Source organism: Pseudonocardia xishanensis, from assembly GCF_039541715.1.
In the GTDB taxonomy this organism is placed as follows: domain Bacteria; phylum Actinomycetota; class Actinomycetes; order Mycobacteriales; family Pseudonocardiaceae; genus Pseudonocardia; species Pseudonocardia xishanensis.
Map to the genome: position 1 here is coordinate 19,080 of NZ_BAABGT010000030.1, position 15,570 is coordinate 34,649.

General features: G+C 72.8%; 12 protein-coding genes and 1 pseudogene. 5 read left to right on the plus strand and 8 right to left on the minus strand.

What is annotated here, in order from left to right:
- Positions 1 to 69: 69 nt before the first annotated feature.
- From ABD993_RS12295 to ABD993_RS12320, 6 genes are read right to left on the minus strand one after another with little or no spacing between them, the layout of a single operon-like run.
- Positions 70 to 930 carry an SDR family oxidoreductase gene (locus tag ABD993_RS12295; protein ID WP_345416209.1) on the minus strand — a complete coding sequence of 287 codons (861 nt, stop codon included), beginning with the start codon at positions 928 to 930 and terminating at the stop codon, positions 70 to 72.
- Positions 930 to 1,850, minus strand: a complete 921-nt coding sequence (locus ABD993_RS12300) for an enoyl-CoA hydratase (RefSeq protein WP_345416211.1) — start codon at positions 1,848 to 1,850, stop codon at positions 930 to 932. The genes ABD993_RS12295 and ABD993_RS12300 overlap by 1 nt, the downstream gene beginning before the upstream one ends.
- Positions 1,851 to 1,880: 30 nt before the next feature.
- A complete protein-coding gene (locus tag ABD993_RS12305; protein ID WP_345416214.1) occupies positions 1,881 to 2,903 on the minus strand; it encodes an acyl-CoA dehydrogenase family protein in 1,023 nt (340 codons plus the stop codon).
- A 2-nt stretch (positions 2,904 to 2,905) separates the two neighbouring features.
- Positions 2,906 to 4,045, minus strand: a complete 1,140-nt coding sequence (locus ABD993_RS12310; RefSeq protein ID WP_345416217.1) for an acyl-CoA dehydrogenase family protein — start codon at positions 4,043 to 4,045, stop codon at positions 2,906 to 2,908.
- Positions 4,046 to 4,054: 9 nt separating this feature from the next.
- Positions 4,055 to 4,816 (minus strand): enoyl-CoA hydratase family protein, encoded by a 762-nt coding sequence (locus tag ABD993_RS12315; RefSeq protein ID WP_345416220.1) that lies wholly within the window; start codon positions 4,814 to 4,816, stop codon positions 4,055 to 4,057.
- A 43-nt stretch (positions 4,817 to 4,859) separates the two neighbouring features.
- Entirely contained in the window at positions 4,860 to 6,095 is a 1,236-nt protein-coding gene (locus ABD993_RS12320; RefSeq protein WP_345416223.1) for an acetyl-CoA C-acetyltransferase, read from the minus strand.
- 190 nt (positions 6,096 to 6,285) lie between these two features.
- Between ABD993_RS12320 and ABD993_RS12325 the strand changes: the two genes are divergently transcribed.
- From ABD993_RS12325 to ABD993_RS12340, 4 genes are all read left to right on the plus strand, one after another.
- The gene (locus ABD993_RS12325) at positions 6,286 to 7,746 is read left to right on the plus strand and encodes an FAD-dependent oxidoreductase (RefSeq protein ID WP_345416226.1); all 1,461 of its coding nucleotides are present in this window, start codon (positions 6,286 to 6,288) and stop codon (positions 7,744 to 7,746) included.
- Between the two features lie 178 nt (positions 7,747 to 7,924).
- A complete protein-coding gene (locus ABD993_RS12330) occupies positions 7,925 to 9,076 on the plus strand; it encodes an acetyl-CoA C-acetyltransferase (RefSeq protein ID WP_345416229.1) in 1,152 nt (383 codons plus the stop codon).
- Positions 9,077 to 9,137: 61 nt separating this feature from the next.
- Positions 9,138 to 9,269 (plus strand): hypothetical protein, encoded by a 132-nt coding sequence (locus tag ABD993_RS12335; protein ID WP_345416232.1) that lies wholly within the window; start codon positions 9,138 to 9,140, stop codon positions 9,267 to 9,269.
- A gap of 137 nt (positions 9,270 to 9,406) precedes the next feature.
- Entirely contained in the window at positions 9,407 to 9,844 is a 438-nt protein-coding gene (locus ABD993_RS12340) for a nuclear transport factor 2 family protein (protein ID WP_345416235.1), read from the plus strand.
- A gap of 137 nt (positions 9,845 to 9,981) precedes the next feature.
- Here the strand turns inward: ABD993_RS12340 and ABD993_RS12345 are convergent, their stop codons facing one another.
- Together ABD993_RS12345 and ABD993_RS12355 are read right to left on the minus strand one after the other, a co-directional pair.
- Positions 9,982 to 11,568, minus strand: a complete 1,587-nt coding sequence (locus ABD993_RS12345) for an FAD-dependent oxidoreductase (protein ID WP_345416238.1) — start codon at positions 11,566 to 11,568, stop codon at positions 9,982 to 9,984.
- A 71-nt stretch (positions 11,569 to 11,639) separates the two neighbouring features.
- Positions 11,640 to 13,343, minus strand: a pseudogene (locus ABD993_RS12355) (3-ketosteroid-delta-1-dehydrogenase).
- A gap of 434 nt (positions 13,344 to 13,777) precedes the next feature.
- Here ABD993_RS12355 and ABD993_RS12360 point away from each other — a divergent pair.
- Entirely contained in the window at positions 13,778 to 15,358 is a 1,581-nt protein-coding gene (locus ABD993_RS12360; protein ID WP_345416247.1) for an AMP-binding protein, read from the plus strand.
- Positions 15,359 to 15,570: the final 212 nt, after the last annotated feature.

The window sequence follows — 15,570 nt, forward strand, 5'->3', positions numbered from 1 at the left end:
GGTACCGAACCGAGACGGCGGCGGCGGGTCGCCCGGCCCCACCCCCGCCCAGGAGCGCCACGTTCACGCCTACGCCCCGTAGACAGGAGTCGGCGGCTCCGCCTCGGCGATCAGGTCCAATACGGCCTTGCCCACCTCGGGGACCTCCCAGCGCCGCTGCTGTTCACGTCGCAGCCCGTAACGCCAGCCGTCCGCCAGCCCGATCCGGCCGCCCTCGACCTCGAAGACCCGACCCGTGACCCCTCCGGCCTCCTCGGATCCCAACCACACGACCAGCGGGGAGACGTTCTCCGGGGCCATCGCGTCGAACTCCGCGTCCGTGGTGGACATCATCTCGGCGAAGACCGACTCGGTCATCGGTGTGCGTGCGGCGGGCGCCAGGGCGTTGACGGTGACGCCGTAGCGGGCGAGCTCGGCGGCGGCGACGAACGTCAGCCCCAGCACCCCGGCCTTCGCGGCGGAGTAGTTGCCCTGCCCGACGCTGCCCATGAGCCCGGCGCCCGAGCTGGTGTTCACGATCCGCCCGCCGGAGCCTGCCCCCGCCTTCGCCTGTGCCCGCCAGTACGCGGCGGCATGGCGCAGCGGACAGAAGTGACCCTTCAGGTCGACCTGCAGGACCAGGTCCCACTCGGCCTCGCTCATCCCGACCAGCATCCGGTCGCGCACCAGACCCGCGTTGTTGACCAGCACGTCCAGCCGCCCGAACCGCTCCACCGCCGTGCCGACCAGCTGCTCGGCGTACTCCCAGCTCGAGACGTCCCCCGTGGAGGCCACGGCGGTGCCGCCCGTGGCGGCGATCTCCGCGGCCACGGTCTCCGCGGCCGCCCCGACGTCGTTGACCACGACGGCGTAGCCCTCGGCGGCGAAGGCGTGGGCGTGCGCCCGTCCCAGACCCTGACCCGCCCCGGTGACGATCGCGACGCGCGCCATCAGGCCCCCTCCCCCGTCGTGCCTGCGGGGCCACCCTCGGCCCCGCGCCGGGAGTCCCGCATGCTGCGCGCGTCCTGCCCGGCCAGCGAGTCGACGCCGATCTCCGCGTTGTGGGCGTGCGCGAGATGGTGCAGCCCGAAGACGGAGTCCACGCCCGACGACTGCCCCATCAGATCCTCCGCCTGGTTGATCGCCTTCTTGGTCAGCGCCAACCCGAAGCGCGGCATCGCCGCGATCCGCTCGGCGATGGACCGGGTGAACTCGGGCAGCTCGGCGCGCGGGACCACGTGATTGACCATGCCCCACTCCCGCGCCCGCGCGGCGTCGACCCGCTCCCCGAGGTACAGGAACTCCTTGGCCTGCCGGGGACCCATCACCCACGGGTGGGCGAAGTACTCCACGCCCGGTATGCCCATGCGGACCACGGGATCGGCGAAGAAGGCGTCGTCCGAGGCGACGATGAAGTCGCACACCCACGCCAGCATCAGACCGCCTGCGATGCACGCCCCCTGCACCTGCGCGATGACCGGCTTGGGCAGCTCCCGCCACCGCCTGCACATCCCGAGGTAGACCTCGGACTCACGGGCGAAGCGGGACTCGCCGCCCGACTTCCCGACGTGGTCCCACCACAGACCGGCACGCCGCGGGAACGACGTGTCGACGTCCCGTCCGGGGGTGCCGATGTCGTGCCCCGCACTGAAGTGCGTCCCCTCGCCGCGCAGCACGATCACGGTGACCCCGTCGTCCTCCGCGGCGCGGTAGAACGCGTCGTCGAGGGCGTAGGTCATGGCCGAGTTCTGGGCGTTGCGGTACTGCGGCCGGTTCATGGTGACGTACGCGACGCCGCCCTCGGTCTCGTAGCGGACGACCGGCTCGGTGGCCTCGTCCGACTCCGCGGGGACCGGCTGGGTTGCGGTCATCGTGGTCCTCTTCCGTACTCGATGGCGTCTCTAGTGCGAACGTGGGAGGCCGAGAGCGTCGCCGTAGGCGGCGCGGTGCTCGGTCGCGGTGCCCCATGCGGCAGCCAACGCCCAGCCCCGCTTCGCGTACAGCTGGAGGTCGTACTCGTCCGTGTAGCCCATCGCGCCGTGGCACTGGACGGCGGTCGTCGACACCAGGTCCGCGGCGTCCGACGCTGTCGCCTTCGCCAACGCCACCGCCCGCGCGGTCGCCGCGTCCGCGGCGACCGGGTCGGCGTCGAGCGCCAGCCCGGCGGCGAGGACCGCGGGCCGGGCGAACCGGACGGCGAGCAGGGCGTCGGCCAGGTGGTGCTTGACAGCCTGGAAGCTGCCGACCGGCACACCGAACTGACGGCGATCGGCCACGTACTCGACGGTGATCGACAGCTGACGCTCGGCGAGCCCGACGAGCTGTGCCGCCAGGCCCACCGCCGCCCGCGCTCGGGCGGACCGCCCCAGGGCGGGCTCGGTGCCGAGGGCCTCGCCGTGGGTCTCGCCGTGGCCGGCCTCCCCGCCGAGCACGGTGAGCGGCCGTGAGCCGTCCACCGCGGGCACGGGTTCCCCCCGCAGCTCCGCGCGGGTCAGCAGGGAGACGTGCTCGCCCAACAGCACGACGTGCGTGGCGGCGGCCGCCCAGGGCACCGGCTCCCCCGCCGGGGCGACCGTGACGACGGCGTCGCCCGCCGCGACCGCGGCGACCAGCTCGGCGTTCCCGGCCGCAGCCAGCAGCGGCACGGCGACGAGCGCGGTCTCCACGATCGGTGCGGGCACGGCGGCCCGTCCGGTCTCCTGCAGGGCGGGGAGGAGATCGGTGGTCGAGAGCCCCAGCCCGCCCGCGTCCTCGGGGACGAGGGCGCCGGGCAGACCCAGCTCGGCGAGGGCGGACCAGAGGTCGGCCACGCCGTCCGGCTTCTCCCGCGACGCCCTGACGACCGACGCCGGGCAGCGGGCGTCGAGCAGGTCCCGGGTCGCGGAGGCCAGCTCGCGCTGCAGCTCGGAGAGGCGGAAGTCCACCGCTACCTCCCCACCCTCGGCAGGCCGAGGACCCGCTCGGCGACGATCGTGCGCTGGATCTCGTTCGTGCCCGCGTAGATCGGGCCGGCGAGGGAGAACTGGAACCCGCGGCTCCAGGACTCGTCGACCGCGGCCTCGGCGCCGCGCAGGGCCAGGGCGGTGCGGTGGGTGAGGATGTCGAGCTCCGACCAGAAGATCTTGTTCAGGCTGGACTCCGCCCCCGCGGGGGTCCCAGTGACCAGGTCGCTGACCTGGGCCAGGGTGAACAGCTGGTAGGCCTGCGCGCGCATCGAGGCGTCGACCACGTCCTCGCGCACCCGGCCGGACAGCCGCTCCGGGTGCTCCGCCGCCAGCTCGCGGAGCCTGCGGGTCGACTCCAGGAACCGCCCGGGCGAGCGGAGTGTGAGCCCGCGCTCGGACCCCGTCGTCGCCATCGCCACCCGCCAGCCGTTCCCGACCCCACCCAGCACCGCGGTGTCCGGCACGAAGACGTCGTCCAGGAAGACCTCGGCGAAGCCCTCGTCGCCGTCCAGCCTGCCGAACCCGCGGACGGTGACGCCCTCGGCGTCGAGCGGCACGAGGAAGTAGGTGAGCCCCTTGTGCCGTTCCGACTCCGGGTCCGAGCGGAACAGCCCGAACAGGTGGGTGCAGAACGCCCCCCGGGTCGTCCAGGTCTTCTGCCCGGAGAGCCGCCAACCCCCGTCCACCTCGGTCGCACGCGAGGTCAGGGCGGCCAGGTCGCTCCCGGCGCCCGGCTCGGACCAGCCCTGGCACCACAGGTCCTGGGCGGCCGCCATCCGTGGCAGCAGCGTGTCCTGCTGTTCCTGCGAGCCGAACTCGAAGAGTGTGGGCGCGAGCAGGAAGATCCCGTTCTGGGTCACCCGCTGCGGGGCCCCCGCCCGGTAGTACTCCTCCTCGAAGATCAGCCACTCCCAGAGCGACGCGTCCCGGCCGCCGTAGGCCGCGGGCCAGGAGACCACCGCCCACCGGCCCTCGAACAGCGTGCGCTCCCACTCGAGGTGTGCGGTGAAGCCCCCTCGGGTGTCCCCGGACGGGAGGGGGCGTGCGGGGACGTTCGCGGTGAGCCACTCGCGGGCCTCCGCGCGGAAGGCCTGTTGGTCGTCGGTCCAGCTCAGGTCCATGTCCGCGCCTCAGCGTCCGAACGTGTTGCGGACCTCGTCCGCCACGCCGGAGAGGTTGAGCTCGAAGGTGAAGCTCTGCTCGTAGCGGTAGCTGCGCTTGACGTCCCACAGGTCGATCCCGTTGAGCGACTCCTTGGCCGCTCGGATGATCGTCGGGGACTTCGCCGCGATGTCGCCCGCCAGCTCGAGCGCGGTGTCCCGCAGCTCCTCGCGGGCGACCACGCTGTGCACGGAGCCGAAGGCGTGCAGCTGCTGCGCAGTGGCGGGCTTCGCGGTGTACACCATGGCCCTGGCCAGGTGCTGCGGCACGAGGCGGGAGAGGTGGGTGGCCGCGCCGAGCGCGCCGCGGTCGACCTCGGGCAGCCCGAAGGTCGCGTCGGTGCTCGCCACGATGATGTCGGAGTTGCCCACCAGGCCGATCCCGCCGCCGAGGCAGAACCCGTGCACGGCGGAGATCACCGGCACCGGGCAGTCGTAGACGGCCTCGAAGGCCGCGTAGCAGCCGCGGTTGACCCCGATGAGCTCGGAGTTGTCCGGGCAGGCCTGCATGACCTTGATGTCGACGCCCGCGTTGAAACCGCGACCCTCGGCGCGCAGGACGACGACGCGCGTGGCCGGGTCCGCCCCCGCGGTGCGCAGCGCGTCGGCGAGCGCGAACCAGCCCGCCGCGCTCAGTGCGTTGACCGGCGGGGCGTCCATCACGATCTCGACGACACCCCCGCCGTCGTCAACGACGGAGACACCGTGGGTGGCCGGGACTGCCGTGCTCATCTGGTGCCTCCTGGGGCTGCCGCGGGGATCCGCATGGTCGTGGTCAGCTCGTCCGCTCGAGGACGAGGGCCATACCCTGCCCGCCCGCGGCGCACATGGTGACGACCCCGACCGACCGGTCCGCATCCTGCAGGGCGTGGATCAGGGTCGTGGTCATCCTCGCACCGGTCTGACCGAAGGGGTGGCCCAGCGCGATGGCGCCACCGTGGACGTTCACCCGGTCGACGGGGATGCCGAGCTCGTCGACGCAGGGCAGCACCTGCGCGGCGAAGGCCTCGTTGAGCTCGATCAGATCCACGTCGCCGACGGACATCCCCGCATGGCCGAGCGCCCGGCGGACCGCCTCGACCGGGCCGAGACCCATGATCTCCGGGCTCAGCGCGGAGACCCCCGAGGCGACGACCCGGGCCAACGGGGTGATCCCGAGATCGGCGGCCCGCCGGTCCGACATCACGACCAGGGCCGCGGCCCCGTCGTTCAGCGGGCAGCAGTTGCCCGCCGTGACCGTGCCGTTCTCCCGGAACACGGGCGAGAGGGCGGCGAGCTTGTCGGCGGTGACGCCGGGGCGGGGCCCGTCGTCCGCGGTCACCAGCGACCCGTCCGGCAGGGTCACCGGGGTGATGTCGCGCTCGAAGAAGCCCGACTTGATCGACGTCTCCGCGCGGTTCTGGCTCAGCGCCGCGTACTCGTCCTGTGCCTGGCGGGAGACGGCGTACATGTCCGCGACGTTCTCCGCGGTCTGCCCCATCGCGATGTAGAGGTCCGGCAGCGCACCGTCCGCCCGCGGGTCCGTCCAGGGCTCCCCGCCCGCCCCACGCTGCTCGGCACGCCGTGCGGCCTCGGCGAAGAGCGGGTTGCGGGTGTCCGGCATCCCGTCGGACTTCCCGGCGCCGTACCGCGAGACACACTCGACACCCGCCGAGACGATCACGTCCGCCTCGCCGGACCGGATCGCGTGCATCGCCATCCGCGTGGTCTGCACGCTCGAGGCGCAGTAGCGCTGGACCGTCGCGCCGGGGACGGTGTCGAGCCCGAGCAGGACACCCACGGCGCGACCGATCCCATAGCCCTGCTCGCCCGCAGGCTGCCCGCAGCCCATCAGCAGGTCGTCGATGCCGCTCGGGTCGAGCGAGGGCACCTGGTCCAGCGCCGCGCGGACGATCTGCGCGGCGAGGTCGTCCGGCCGCAGCTCGCGGAGCGAGCCCTTGCCGGCCCGGCCGATCGGCGACCGCGCTGCCGCCACGATCACCGCGTCCGGCCCGTCCACCGCAGTCGCCATCTCGCCTCCCTAGACCAACCAATCGCTTGCTTTGCACCGTACACCGACGGCGACGTCCCCGACAGGCACACCTCAGCCCGGTCCCACCCACCCGTCCAGGTCGCTCCCGGTGGTCGGGACACCGGACCCCGACAGGAGCGGCCCGCCCTACATTCCCGCCCGACAGCCACCACGACCCCGGAGGGCCCCGATGCGTGGAACCCCGTACCGACCCCTGCACGCCACGGACGTCACCTCGTGGGACCTCACGACGGACGTCGCCGTCGTCGGGTTCGGCGCGGCCGGGGCGTGCGCCGCCCTGGAGGCCGCGCACGCCGGCGCCGAGGTCGCGCTCTTCGAGTCCGGCGCAGGCAGCGGCGGCGCCTCCGCCCTGTCGGGCGGCGAGATCTACCTCGGCGGCACCGAGGTCCAGCGGAACGCCGGTTTCGAGGACACGACCGAGGCCCTCCGCTCCTACCTGACCATGGTCGGGGGTGACGACCCGGACCTCGAGAAGTGCGAGGTGTACGCGAACGAGAGCCCCGACCACTTCACCTGGCTGAAGGAGCAGGGCGTCCCGTACAAGGGGACGTTCCTGCCGGGGAAGATCATCGAGCCGGAAACCGACGACACGCTCATCTGGTCCGGCAGCGAGCAGGCCTGGCCGTTCGCCGAGGCGGCCACGCCTGCCCCCCGTGGGCACACCATCCAGTACGTCGGGGTCGGTGGCGGCCGCGCACTGATGGACATCCTCGAGGCCCGTGTCCGCGAGGCCGGAGTGGACGTGCGCCTCAACGCCCGGGCACAGTGTCTCGTGCTCGACGACGACGAGCGGGTGATCGGCATCGTCGTACGGATCGACAACCGACCCGTGCACGTCCGGACACGGCGCGGCGTCGTCCTCGCGACCGGCGGGTTCGGCATGAACCGCGACATGCTCGCCCAGCACGCCCCGAAGACCCTGCGACTCTCCACGCCGATCGGCGAGAACGACAACGGGTCCGGCATCCAGATGGGAGTCGGCGCCGGGGGCAACGCCGTGCACATGGACGAGTTCTTCACGACGTGCCCCTGGATCGTGCCGCCCGACCTGGTCAAGGGGATCTTCGTCAACGAGGCGGGGCAGCGCTTCGTCAACGAGGACTGCTACCACGGGCGGGTCAGCCGCGCGATGCTCGACCAGCCCGGTTCCAAGGTCTGGCTGCTCGTCGACGACGCGATCTTCGGCCGTCCGCTCGACGCCGCACGGATCTCCGTCGCGGCCGTCGGGGAGACGTGGGAGGAGGTCGAACGCGAGCTGGGCCTGCCGGAGGAGAGCCTGGCGCGCACCGTGCACACCTTCAACCGCTACGCCGCCGAGGGGCGAGACCCCCTGCACCACAAGGCTCCCGCCTGGCTGAAGGTGCTCGACGACGGGCCCTTCGCCGCCCTGGAGCTGAACTTCACCAAGAGCACCTTCACCTACTTCACTCTCGGCGGCCTGGCGACGAACGTCTCCGGCGAGGTCCTGGGACGCGACGGAGCCCCGGTCCCGGGCCTGTTCGCGGCGGGCCGCGTCACCTCGGGCCTGCCGCGCACCGGCCACACCTACAGCTCCGGTCTGAGCCTCGCCGACTGCACCTTCTTCGGCAGGAAGGCAGGTCGAGCGGCAGCCGCCGGTCCGCCCCGGTAGCGGGTCCCCGCGGCGACGGAGCGGCCGTCACCGTCGATCCTCCCGGCAGGCGCACCGGCGCGTCGAACGGGTGCGACGCTGGCCGACCAAGCGCTTGGGTTCTACTCTCGGGGAAGCTCCGGCCGCACCGCGTGCAGACGTTCGGTGCCCCTCGCCGGTCACGAGTCGAAGGAGTCCCATGGCAGAGGCATACCTCGTCGAGGCGGTCAGGTCCCCGGTGGGCAGGCGGGGCGGCGGCCTGGCCGCCGTACACCCCGCCGACCTGGGTGCCGCCGTCCTCAGCGCGCTGCTCGAACGGTCCGGCGTCGACCCGGCCCTGGTCGAGGACGTCATCATGGGCTGCGTCGACACCATCGGGCCCCAGGCCGGGGACATCGCCCGGACCAGCTGGCTGGCCGCGGGCCTGCCGGAGGAGGTGCCGGGCGTCACGGTCGACCGCCAGTGCGGCTCCTCCCAGCAGGCCGTGCACTTCGCCGCCCAGGCGGTCATGAGCGGTACCGCCGACCTGGTGGTCGCGGGCGGCGTGCAGAACATGAGCGCCATCCCGATCAGCTCCGCGATGACCGTGGCGCAGCCGATGGGCTTCCCGGACCCCTTCTCCGGCTCGACGGGCTGGACCGCCCGCTACGGCGACCAGGAGGTCGACCAGATCCGCTCCGCCGAGATGATCGCCGAGCACTGGGGCATCTCGCGGGACGCCATGGAGGAGTTCGCGGTGACCTCGCACGAGCGGGCGCTCACGGCGCGCGCCGAGGGCCGGTTCGACCGGGAGATCGTGCCGGTCGCCGGGCTCCGGCAGGACGAGGGGCCGCGGGAACCGAACTGGGCGAAGATCCGCTCCCTCCCGCCCGTCCGCGAGGGCGGGACGGTCACCGCGGCGGTGTCCAGCCAGATCTCCGACGGAGCCGCCGCCCTGTTGGTCGCCTCGGCCGAAGCCGTCCGCCGGTTCGGTCTGACCCCGCGGGCGCGGGTGCACCACCTGTCCGCCCGCGGCGCGGACCCGGTGTGGATGCTCACGGCCCCCATCCCGGCCACCGCCCACGCCCTGGCCCGCGCCGAGATGTCGATCGACGACATCGACCTCGTCGAGATCAACGAGGCGTTCGCCTCCGTGGTGCAGGCCTGGCTGGTCGAGTCGAAGGCCGACCCGGCCAAGGTCAACGTCAACGGGGGCGCCATCGCCCTGGGTCACCCGCTCGGCGCCACCGGTGCCCGGCTGATGACCACGCTGCTGCACGAGCTCGAGCGGACCGGCGGGCGGTACGGCATGCAGGTCATGTGCGAGGGCGGCGGCCAGGCCAACGTCACGATCCTGGAGCGACTCGGGTGAGGCGGGCCGGGCCACCCGCTGACCCCGCTCGTGCAGCGGGATGGTGGACGAGGGGTACGCCATGTCGGAGGTCGCCGTCCGCACTCCCCTGGGCCGCCCCGCGGACCCGGATGAGACCGCCGCGACGATCGAGCGCCTCCTGCTCGGCGCGACCGACGTGACCGGGACCTGTCTCCCGGTCGACGGCACGTGACCTCGGCGAGACGTCGATCGGTCCCACTCACCGGATGACCATGTTCCGCCGACCACCGCGGACTGCCAGATTCGAGGGCACGGCACGGATGCCGACGTCGCCCGAGTGGCGGTGCCCCACGACACCAGGAGTCGATCATGGATGACCCACGCCTGCAGCAGATCGTGGACGAGCATGAGATCGCCAAGCTGATCGTCCGAATCGCTCAGCTCGCCGACACCGGCGACCTCGCGGAGTACGGCCGGTGCTTCACCGACGACGCGGAGTGGCACCTGCCCGCCGCGTCCGCCGTCGGCCTCCCGCAGCAGGCCCGGAGGGGTCTGTCGGACATCCTCTCGGGTGCACAGGAGCGGCGCGACGCCGGCATCCAGGGCCCCGGCACCCACACGCACCACGTCCCGACGACGACGATGGTGGACGTCACCGGCGACCGGGCGTCCAGCAGGTCCTACTTCCGCTACTACGTCGGTCTCGACGCGGAGCCGCGGCTGGTGACGATGGGCGAGTACCACGACGAGTTCGCCCGCACCCCGGACGGATGGCGGTTGCGGCGGCGGGAGATCGTGCACCCCTGAGCGACGACGACCCGGCCCCGCGCTCACGGGCGCGGGGCCGGATCGGTCGGTCTGGTGCTCGGTCGTGCGGGCTACGCGGTCGGGGATACACCGTGTGCACGCCGCCCGCGGCTGCGGGAGACACCCTCGGGGGCCCGCTATCCCCGGGCCGCGTCGCTCACGGGCTGCTGGGTGGCCGCGTGCATCGCGTTCGCCGCCCGGTGGGCGAAGACCATCCCCGAGCCGAGGGGGGTGCCGGGTCCCGGGTAGACGTGCCCGGTGACCGACGCCGACGAGTTGCCCGCGGCGAACAGGCCCGGGATCGGCCTGCCGTCGGTGTCCAGCACCTCGCCCGACGTACCGATCCGGGCGCCGCCCTTCGAACCGAGGTCGCTCAGCACGATGCGGACGGCATGCAGGGGACCACGGTCCAGCGGCACCAGAGCGGGGTTCGGGCCGTCCCCGACGGCGAAGAACCGGTCGTAGTCGTCCTCGCCGCGGTGGAAGTCGTCGTCCGTGCCGGAGGCGGCGAACCCGTTGAACCGGTCCACCGTCTCGCGCAGTGCCACGGCGGGGACCCCGATCTCCGTCGCCAGCCCCTCGACCGTGTCCGCGGTGCGCCAGAGCTTCGCCGCTCGAAGCTCCTCCTTGTCGGGGACCGGGGACACGATCCCGGGCGGGGTCTCGGTACGGGAGTCGAAGACCCACCAGAACTCGACGTCCGGCCCGAGCTCGTGGATCCGGTCGAGCAGGATGTGGCCCATCCGGTCGTAGGGCAGCGACTCGTTGCCGAACCGTGTGCCGTCCGGGCCGACGAAGATCCCGGCGGTCAGGCCGAGGGTGAAGACCGCGCGCCCGTTCGGGAACAGGGTCGCGGGACACCACCAGGCCTCGTCGAGCAGGTCGACCCCGGCACCGACCCCCTCCAACGCCTCGAGCGCGTCCCCGGTGTTGGAGCCGGGGTAGGCCGCGGTCCAGTCCCCGGTGGGCAGGCCATGGAAGCGCTGCCTCCGGTCGCCGTCACACTCGTAGCCGCCCGCCGCGACCAGCACCCCCGCCCTCGCGCGGACCTCCCGGCCGCCTGCGCGCACACCCACCACGCGGCCGTCCACCTTCACGAGCGACTCGAGGGGGCACCCGGTGCGGATGTCGGCGTTCCCGGTCGCGTCGATCGCGAGCAGGAGCCGGGCGATGAGGGCCTGCCCGTGGGTGAGGGTGTCCCGCGGGACCTGCTCGCCGAACTTGTCGGCGTTCATGGTCGGCCGCAGCTGCGCGAGCCGGTCACCCAGCTCGGAGCCTGCCAACGGCGCGGGACAGATGGCGCGGCCGGCAGGCTTCGCCCGGCCGGGCGCCTCGAAGTAGTCCGGGAAGGGCATGGTCTCGAACTCGATCGCCGGGTCGCGCTCGAGGAAGGCGACCAGCTCGGGGCCCGACCGGACGTAGGCCTGCTGCAGGTCGGCGGGCGTGCGGTCGCCGACGGTCGCCCGCAGGTACTCCAGCCCGGCTTCGACCGAGTCCTGCACTCCCCCACGACGCTGGACGTCGTTGCCGGGCAGCCACAGGCCTGCGCCCGAGTACGCGCTGGTGCCGCCGAGGCGGTCGGTCTTCTCCAGAACCAGGACGCGCAGCCCTCGCTTGGCTGCCGTGTAGGCACCGGTGAGCGCCGCGGCACCTGAGCCTGCGACGACGACGTCGACCTCCGCAGGCAGCTCCGCAGACGTTCCGGGCGTGGGGAAATCCGACATGTGTTCGCCTCTCCTCCGCACGCCACGATCCGAACCGTGGCGCGGTGTTCGGTGTGCCGACCCTCGAGGGTCTAGTTCTGGACCGCGAGCCGCGCGGCGTGCTGGGCGACGATGTAGCCGAACACCAGCCCCTGACCGATCGTCGCCCCGGCGCCGGGGTACGTCGTCCCGAAGGTGTTGGCCGCGGTGTTGCCCAGTGCGTACAGCCCCTCGATGACGCTGTCGTCACTGCGCTGGACCCGGCCGAACTCGTCCGCCCGCAGCCCGCCGCAGGTACCCAGGTCACCCAGGACGATCTTCACCGCGAAGAGGTCCTCGGACAGCGGCCGCAGGTTCGGGTTCGGGGTGACCGTCGGGTCCCCGTAGTAGCGGTCGTAGGCGCTCGCACCGCGGTGGAAGTCGTCGTCCACCCCGCGCCCGGCGAGCTCGTTGAACCGCGCGAAGGTTGCGACGAGGTTCTCGGCGGGCACACCGATCGCCCGGGCCAGCTCGGCCGGGCCGGTGGCCTGGTGCGCGATCCCCGCGTCTTACCAGGCCTTGGGCAACGGCATGCGCGGGAGCAGGGAGCCCGCGAAGACGTAGCTGTTGCGGTAGCCGCGGTCGAAGACCATCCACATGTCGCCGACCGGGTCGCCCGCCCGTTCCCGTTCCTGGACCAGCTGGCCGAAGGACATGTAGTCCAGCGCCTCGTTCACGAACCGACGTCCGGAGCCGTCGACGATGAACTGTCCCGGCAACGACCGCTCGGCGAGCAGCACCGACGGGGCCCCTCCGGGCGGCGGCGCCACCTCCGGGAACCACCAGGCCTGGTCCATCAGCGCGGTCGCGGCGCCCACCTCCTCGCCGACCTTGATGCCGTCGCCGGTGTTGCCCTCGCTGCCCAGGCTCCAGCCGGGCTGCGTGGCCTCGAGCTGGAACTTGTGGCGCATGTCCATGTCGTGGTCGAAGCCACCGGTGGCGAGCACGACCCCGCGCCGGGCGGTGACCGTGACCTCCCGCCCGTTCTGGGTGAGCACCGCTCCGGTGACCCGCCCGCCCTCACCGGTCAGCAGGCGGTCGACCGCCGTGCAGGTCCACACGGGGACGCCCGCCTCGAGCACACCGGCGAACAGGCCCGCGGCCAGCGCGTGGCCCGCGGACGAGTACTCGCGGCGCAGGGCCAGACCACCCAGGCCCTGCGCGAACCGCTTGACCACGCGCGGCACGCCCCGGTGCGGGATCCGGAACATCAGGTTCATCCATTTGTAGTCGGCGCTGGTGACGGGCATCGGCACCGGGGCCTCCACGCCCGCGGATCGCAGCCGGTTCCGCTCCTCGCCCAGCACGGAGACGTCGAAGGGACGGGGCTCGCAGGTGCGACCGACCGCCGTGCCTCCCGCCAGCTCGGGGTGGTAGTCGGAGTAGCCCTTGGTCCACTGGAACGTCAGGGGCGTCGTGCGGCGCAGCAGGTCGATGGCGGCCTTGCCGTTCGCGAGGAAGGCCTGCCAGCGTGCCTCGGGCGAGCTGTCGCCCACCGCGGCACGGAGGTACCGCTCGCCCTGCTCGAGCGAGTCGGTGGATCCGTTCTCCATCAGGACCGGGTTCGCGGGGATCCAGAAGGCCCCGCCGGACCGGGCGGTCGACCCGCCCACGAACTCGGTCTTCTCGACGATCAGCGTCGACAGACCCCGCTCGTGCGCGGCGAGGGCGGCGCCCATGCCCGTTCCGGCGCCGATGACGAGGAGATCGACGGCCATGTCCCGAGCGGGGACGGGGGGTAGCGGACTCCGCGTCATGGGGAGGACCTCCGAAGTTGTGGGCGAGTCGTCGGCGACCGGCGCCGGCCGCGGACCGAGCTGGACACGGTGGTCCGAGCACCTGCCGGGCGACGCTAGGGAACCGTGTGGTTCGAGACGACACCGTTCCCGTTGAGTGGAACGGGCGTCCGGGCCGAGTGGGGCGCGACGTGCCGGGTCGGGCTCAGCCGCCGAGCCAGATCCGGTCCGGGCGCGGTTCACGTGGGGTCGCGCCGGGCTTCGTCGGGTGGATCCGATCAGCGGTGGGACGGCGCGTCCAGCAGGCCGTCCGCCGACCGAGACCGACCCCACGCTGCAAACCAAGCGCTTGACCGGTGCGGAGTGCCTGCCTAGTCTCGGCGGGTCAATGGATGACCGAGCCTGCCACCCGGCCCACTCGCGGCCGCCGGCAGCGACGACGAAGGGACCGCCGGGTGACCGACTCGGACTCGGACCGGGACGTGCTGTACCCCTTCACGATCCCCGGACTGCTGCAGTACGCCGCGCAGGAGTATGCCGAGTTCGAGGCGATCGTGGACGGCGAGCTCCGGCTCGGCTACCCCGGCCTGCTCGCGGAGGTCGGGGTGGTGGCGGCCGGGCTGCTCGCGCAGGGCCTCACGCCGGGCGAGGTCGTCAGTCTCTGGGCTCCGAACTCGGCCCGGTGGACGATCACGGCGCTGGCGTGCAACTACGTAGGGCTGGTGCTGGCGCCGCTGAACACCCGGTACCGCGGTGACGAGGCCCGGCAGGCGCTGGTCGGCGCCGACGTGGTCGGGCTCGTGGTCGACCAGGGGTTCCTCGGTCAGGACCAGCTCGGCATGCTGCACGCGGCCGGGGAGGTCCCCGGGCTGCGGACCGTGGTCACGATCGGGGACGTGGCGCCCGAGGGCACCGTCGGCTGGGACGCCCTGCTCGCCGCGGGCCGGGCCCATCCCGCCGATGCGGTGACCGACGCCGTTGCGCGCGTGACCCCGGGGACCCGCCTGCAGCTGCTCTTCACCTCGGGCACCACCGGTCGTCCCAAGCGGGTGCCGCACACCCACGAGCAGGTGGTCCGGATGTACCGGAACTACGCCGACATCATCGGCTTACGGCCGGGTGACCGCTACCTGCTGATCAACCCGTTCTTCCACGGCTTCGGCCTGATGGGCGGACTGGTCTCCTGCATCATCCGCGGCGCGACGTCGGTGCCCGTCCGTCGGTTCGACGCCGCGGGGGTCCTCGACATCGTCGAGCGCGAGCGGATCACCGGCATCCCCGGCCCGCCGACCATCTACACGGAGCTGATGGACGCACCGTCTCGGGCCGGGCGAGACCTGTCGTCGCTCCGGCTCGCCGTGACGGGGGCGTCGACGATCCCGCCCGAGCTCGTCCGCCGGATGCGCACGGACCTGGGTTTCGCCGACATCATCACCGCCTACGGCCTCTCCGAGGCGACCGGGTGCGCCACCATGTCCCGCCTGGACGACCCGGACGAGGTCGTCGTGCGGACCAGCGGGCGCGCCGTCGACGACGTCCAGGTGCGGATCGACTCCCCCGACGGCACCGACGGCGAGATCCTCGTCCGCGGGTACAACGTGATGACCGGGTACGCCGACGACCCCGACGCCACCGCCGCCGCGATCGACACGGCGGGTTGGCTGCACACGGGCGACCTCGGCCGTCTGGACGAGAACGGCAACCTGCACGTCACCGGCCGGCTGAAGGACATCTTCATCGTCGGCGGCTTCAACGTGTCCCCGGCCGAGGTCGAGGACGTGCTGTGCGCGCACCCCGCCGTGTCGGAGGCCGCCGTCGTGGCCGCCCCGGACAGGCGGCTCGGCGAGGTCGGCCACGCGTTCGTGTCGCTGCGCCGAGACGTCGGACCGCCGTCGGAGGAGGAGATCCTCGCGTGGTGCCGGGAACGGTTGGCGAACTTCAAGGTCCCGCGGTTCGTGTCCGTGCTCCCCGCCCTGCCGCGGGCCGCCACGGGGAAGGTCGCCAAGGCGTCACTCCGCGAGCTGACCAGCCCCTGAGCCGGCCCCACCCCTGCTGAGCGGGATCGCCCGTGTGCGGGTCCTGTCGGCAGGCATACCGTTGTTACGCATGCACCATCCCGGTCATCGAGACGCCAGTGGCCTGACCCAGACCACAGCGTTTAGCGTTCGCCCGCTCGACGAGCCACCGCCACCTGCACTGCGGACGGGCCCCGGCCGCGGGATACCGCGGTGACCGCCGCCGAGTCGGA

Coding starts and splice junctions, on each gene's coding strand:
- ABD993_RS12295 (WP_345416209.1), bottom strand. CDS start 930: ATGGCGCGCGTCGCGATCGTCACCGGGGCGGGTCAGGGTCTGGGACGG.
- ABD993_RS12300 (WP_345416211.1), bottom strand. CDS start 1,850: ATGACCGCAACCCAGCCGGTCCCCGCGGAGTCGGACGAGGCCACCGAG.
- ABD993_RS12310 (WP_345416217.1), bottom strand. CDS start 4,045: ATGGACCTGAGCTGGACCGACGACCAACAGGCCTTCCGCGCGGAGGCC.
- ABD993_RS12315 (WP_345416220.1), bottom strand. CDS start 4,816: ATGAGCACGGCAGTCCCGGCCACCCACGGTGTCTCCGTCGTTGACGAC.
- ABD993_RS12320 (WP_345416223.1), bottom strand. CDS start 6,095: ATGGCGACTGCGGTGGACGGGCCGGACGCGGTGATCGTGGCGGCAGCG.
- ABD993_RS12325 (WP_345416226.1), top strand. CDS start 6,286: ATGCGTGGAACCCCGTACCGACCCCTGCACGCCACGGACGTCACCTCG.
- ABD993_RS12330 (WP_345416229.1), top strand. CDS start 7,925: ATGGCAGAGGCATACCTCGTCGAGGCGGTCAGGTCCCCGGTGGGCAGG.
- ABD993_RS12335 (WP_345416232.1), top strand. CDS start 9,138: ATGTCGGAGGTCGCCGTCCGCACTCCCCTGGGCCGCCCCGCGGACCCG.
- ABD993_RS12340 (WP_345416235.1), top strand. CDS start 9,407: ATGGATGACCCACGCCTGCAGCAGATCGTGGACGAGCATGAGATCGCC.
- ABD993_RS12345 (WP_345416238.1), bottom strand. CDS start 11,568: ATGTCGGATTTCCCCACGCCCGGAACGTCTGCGGAGCTGCCTGCGGAG.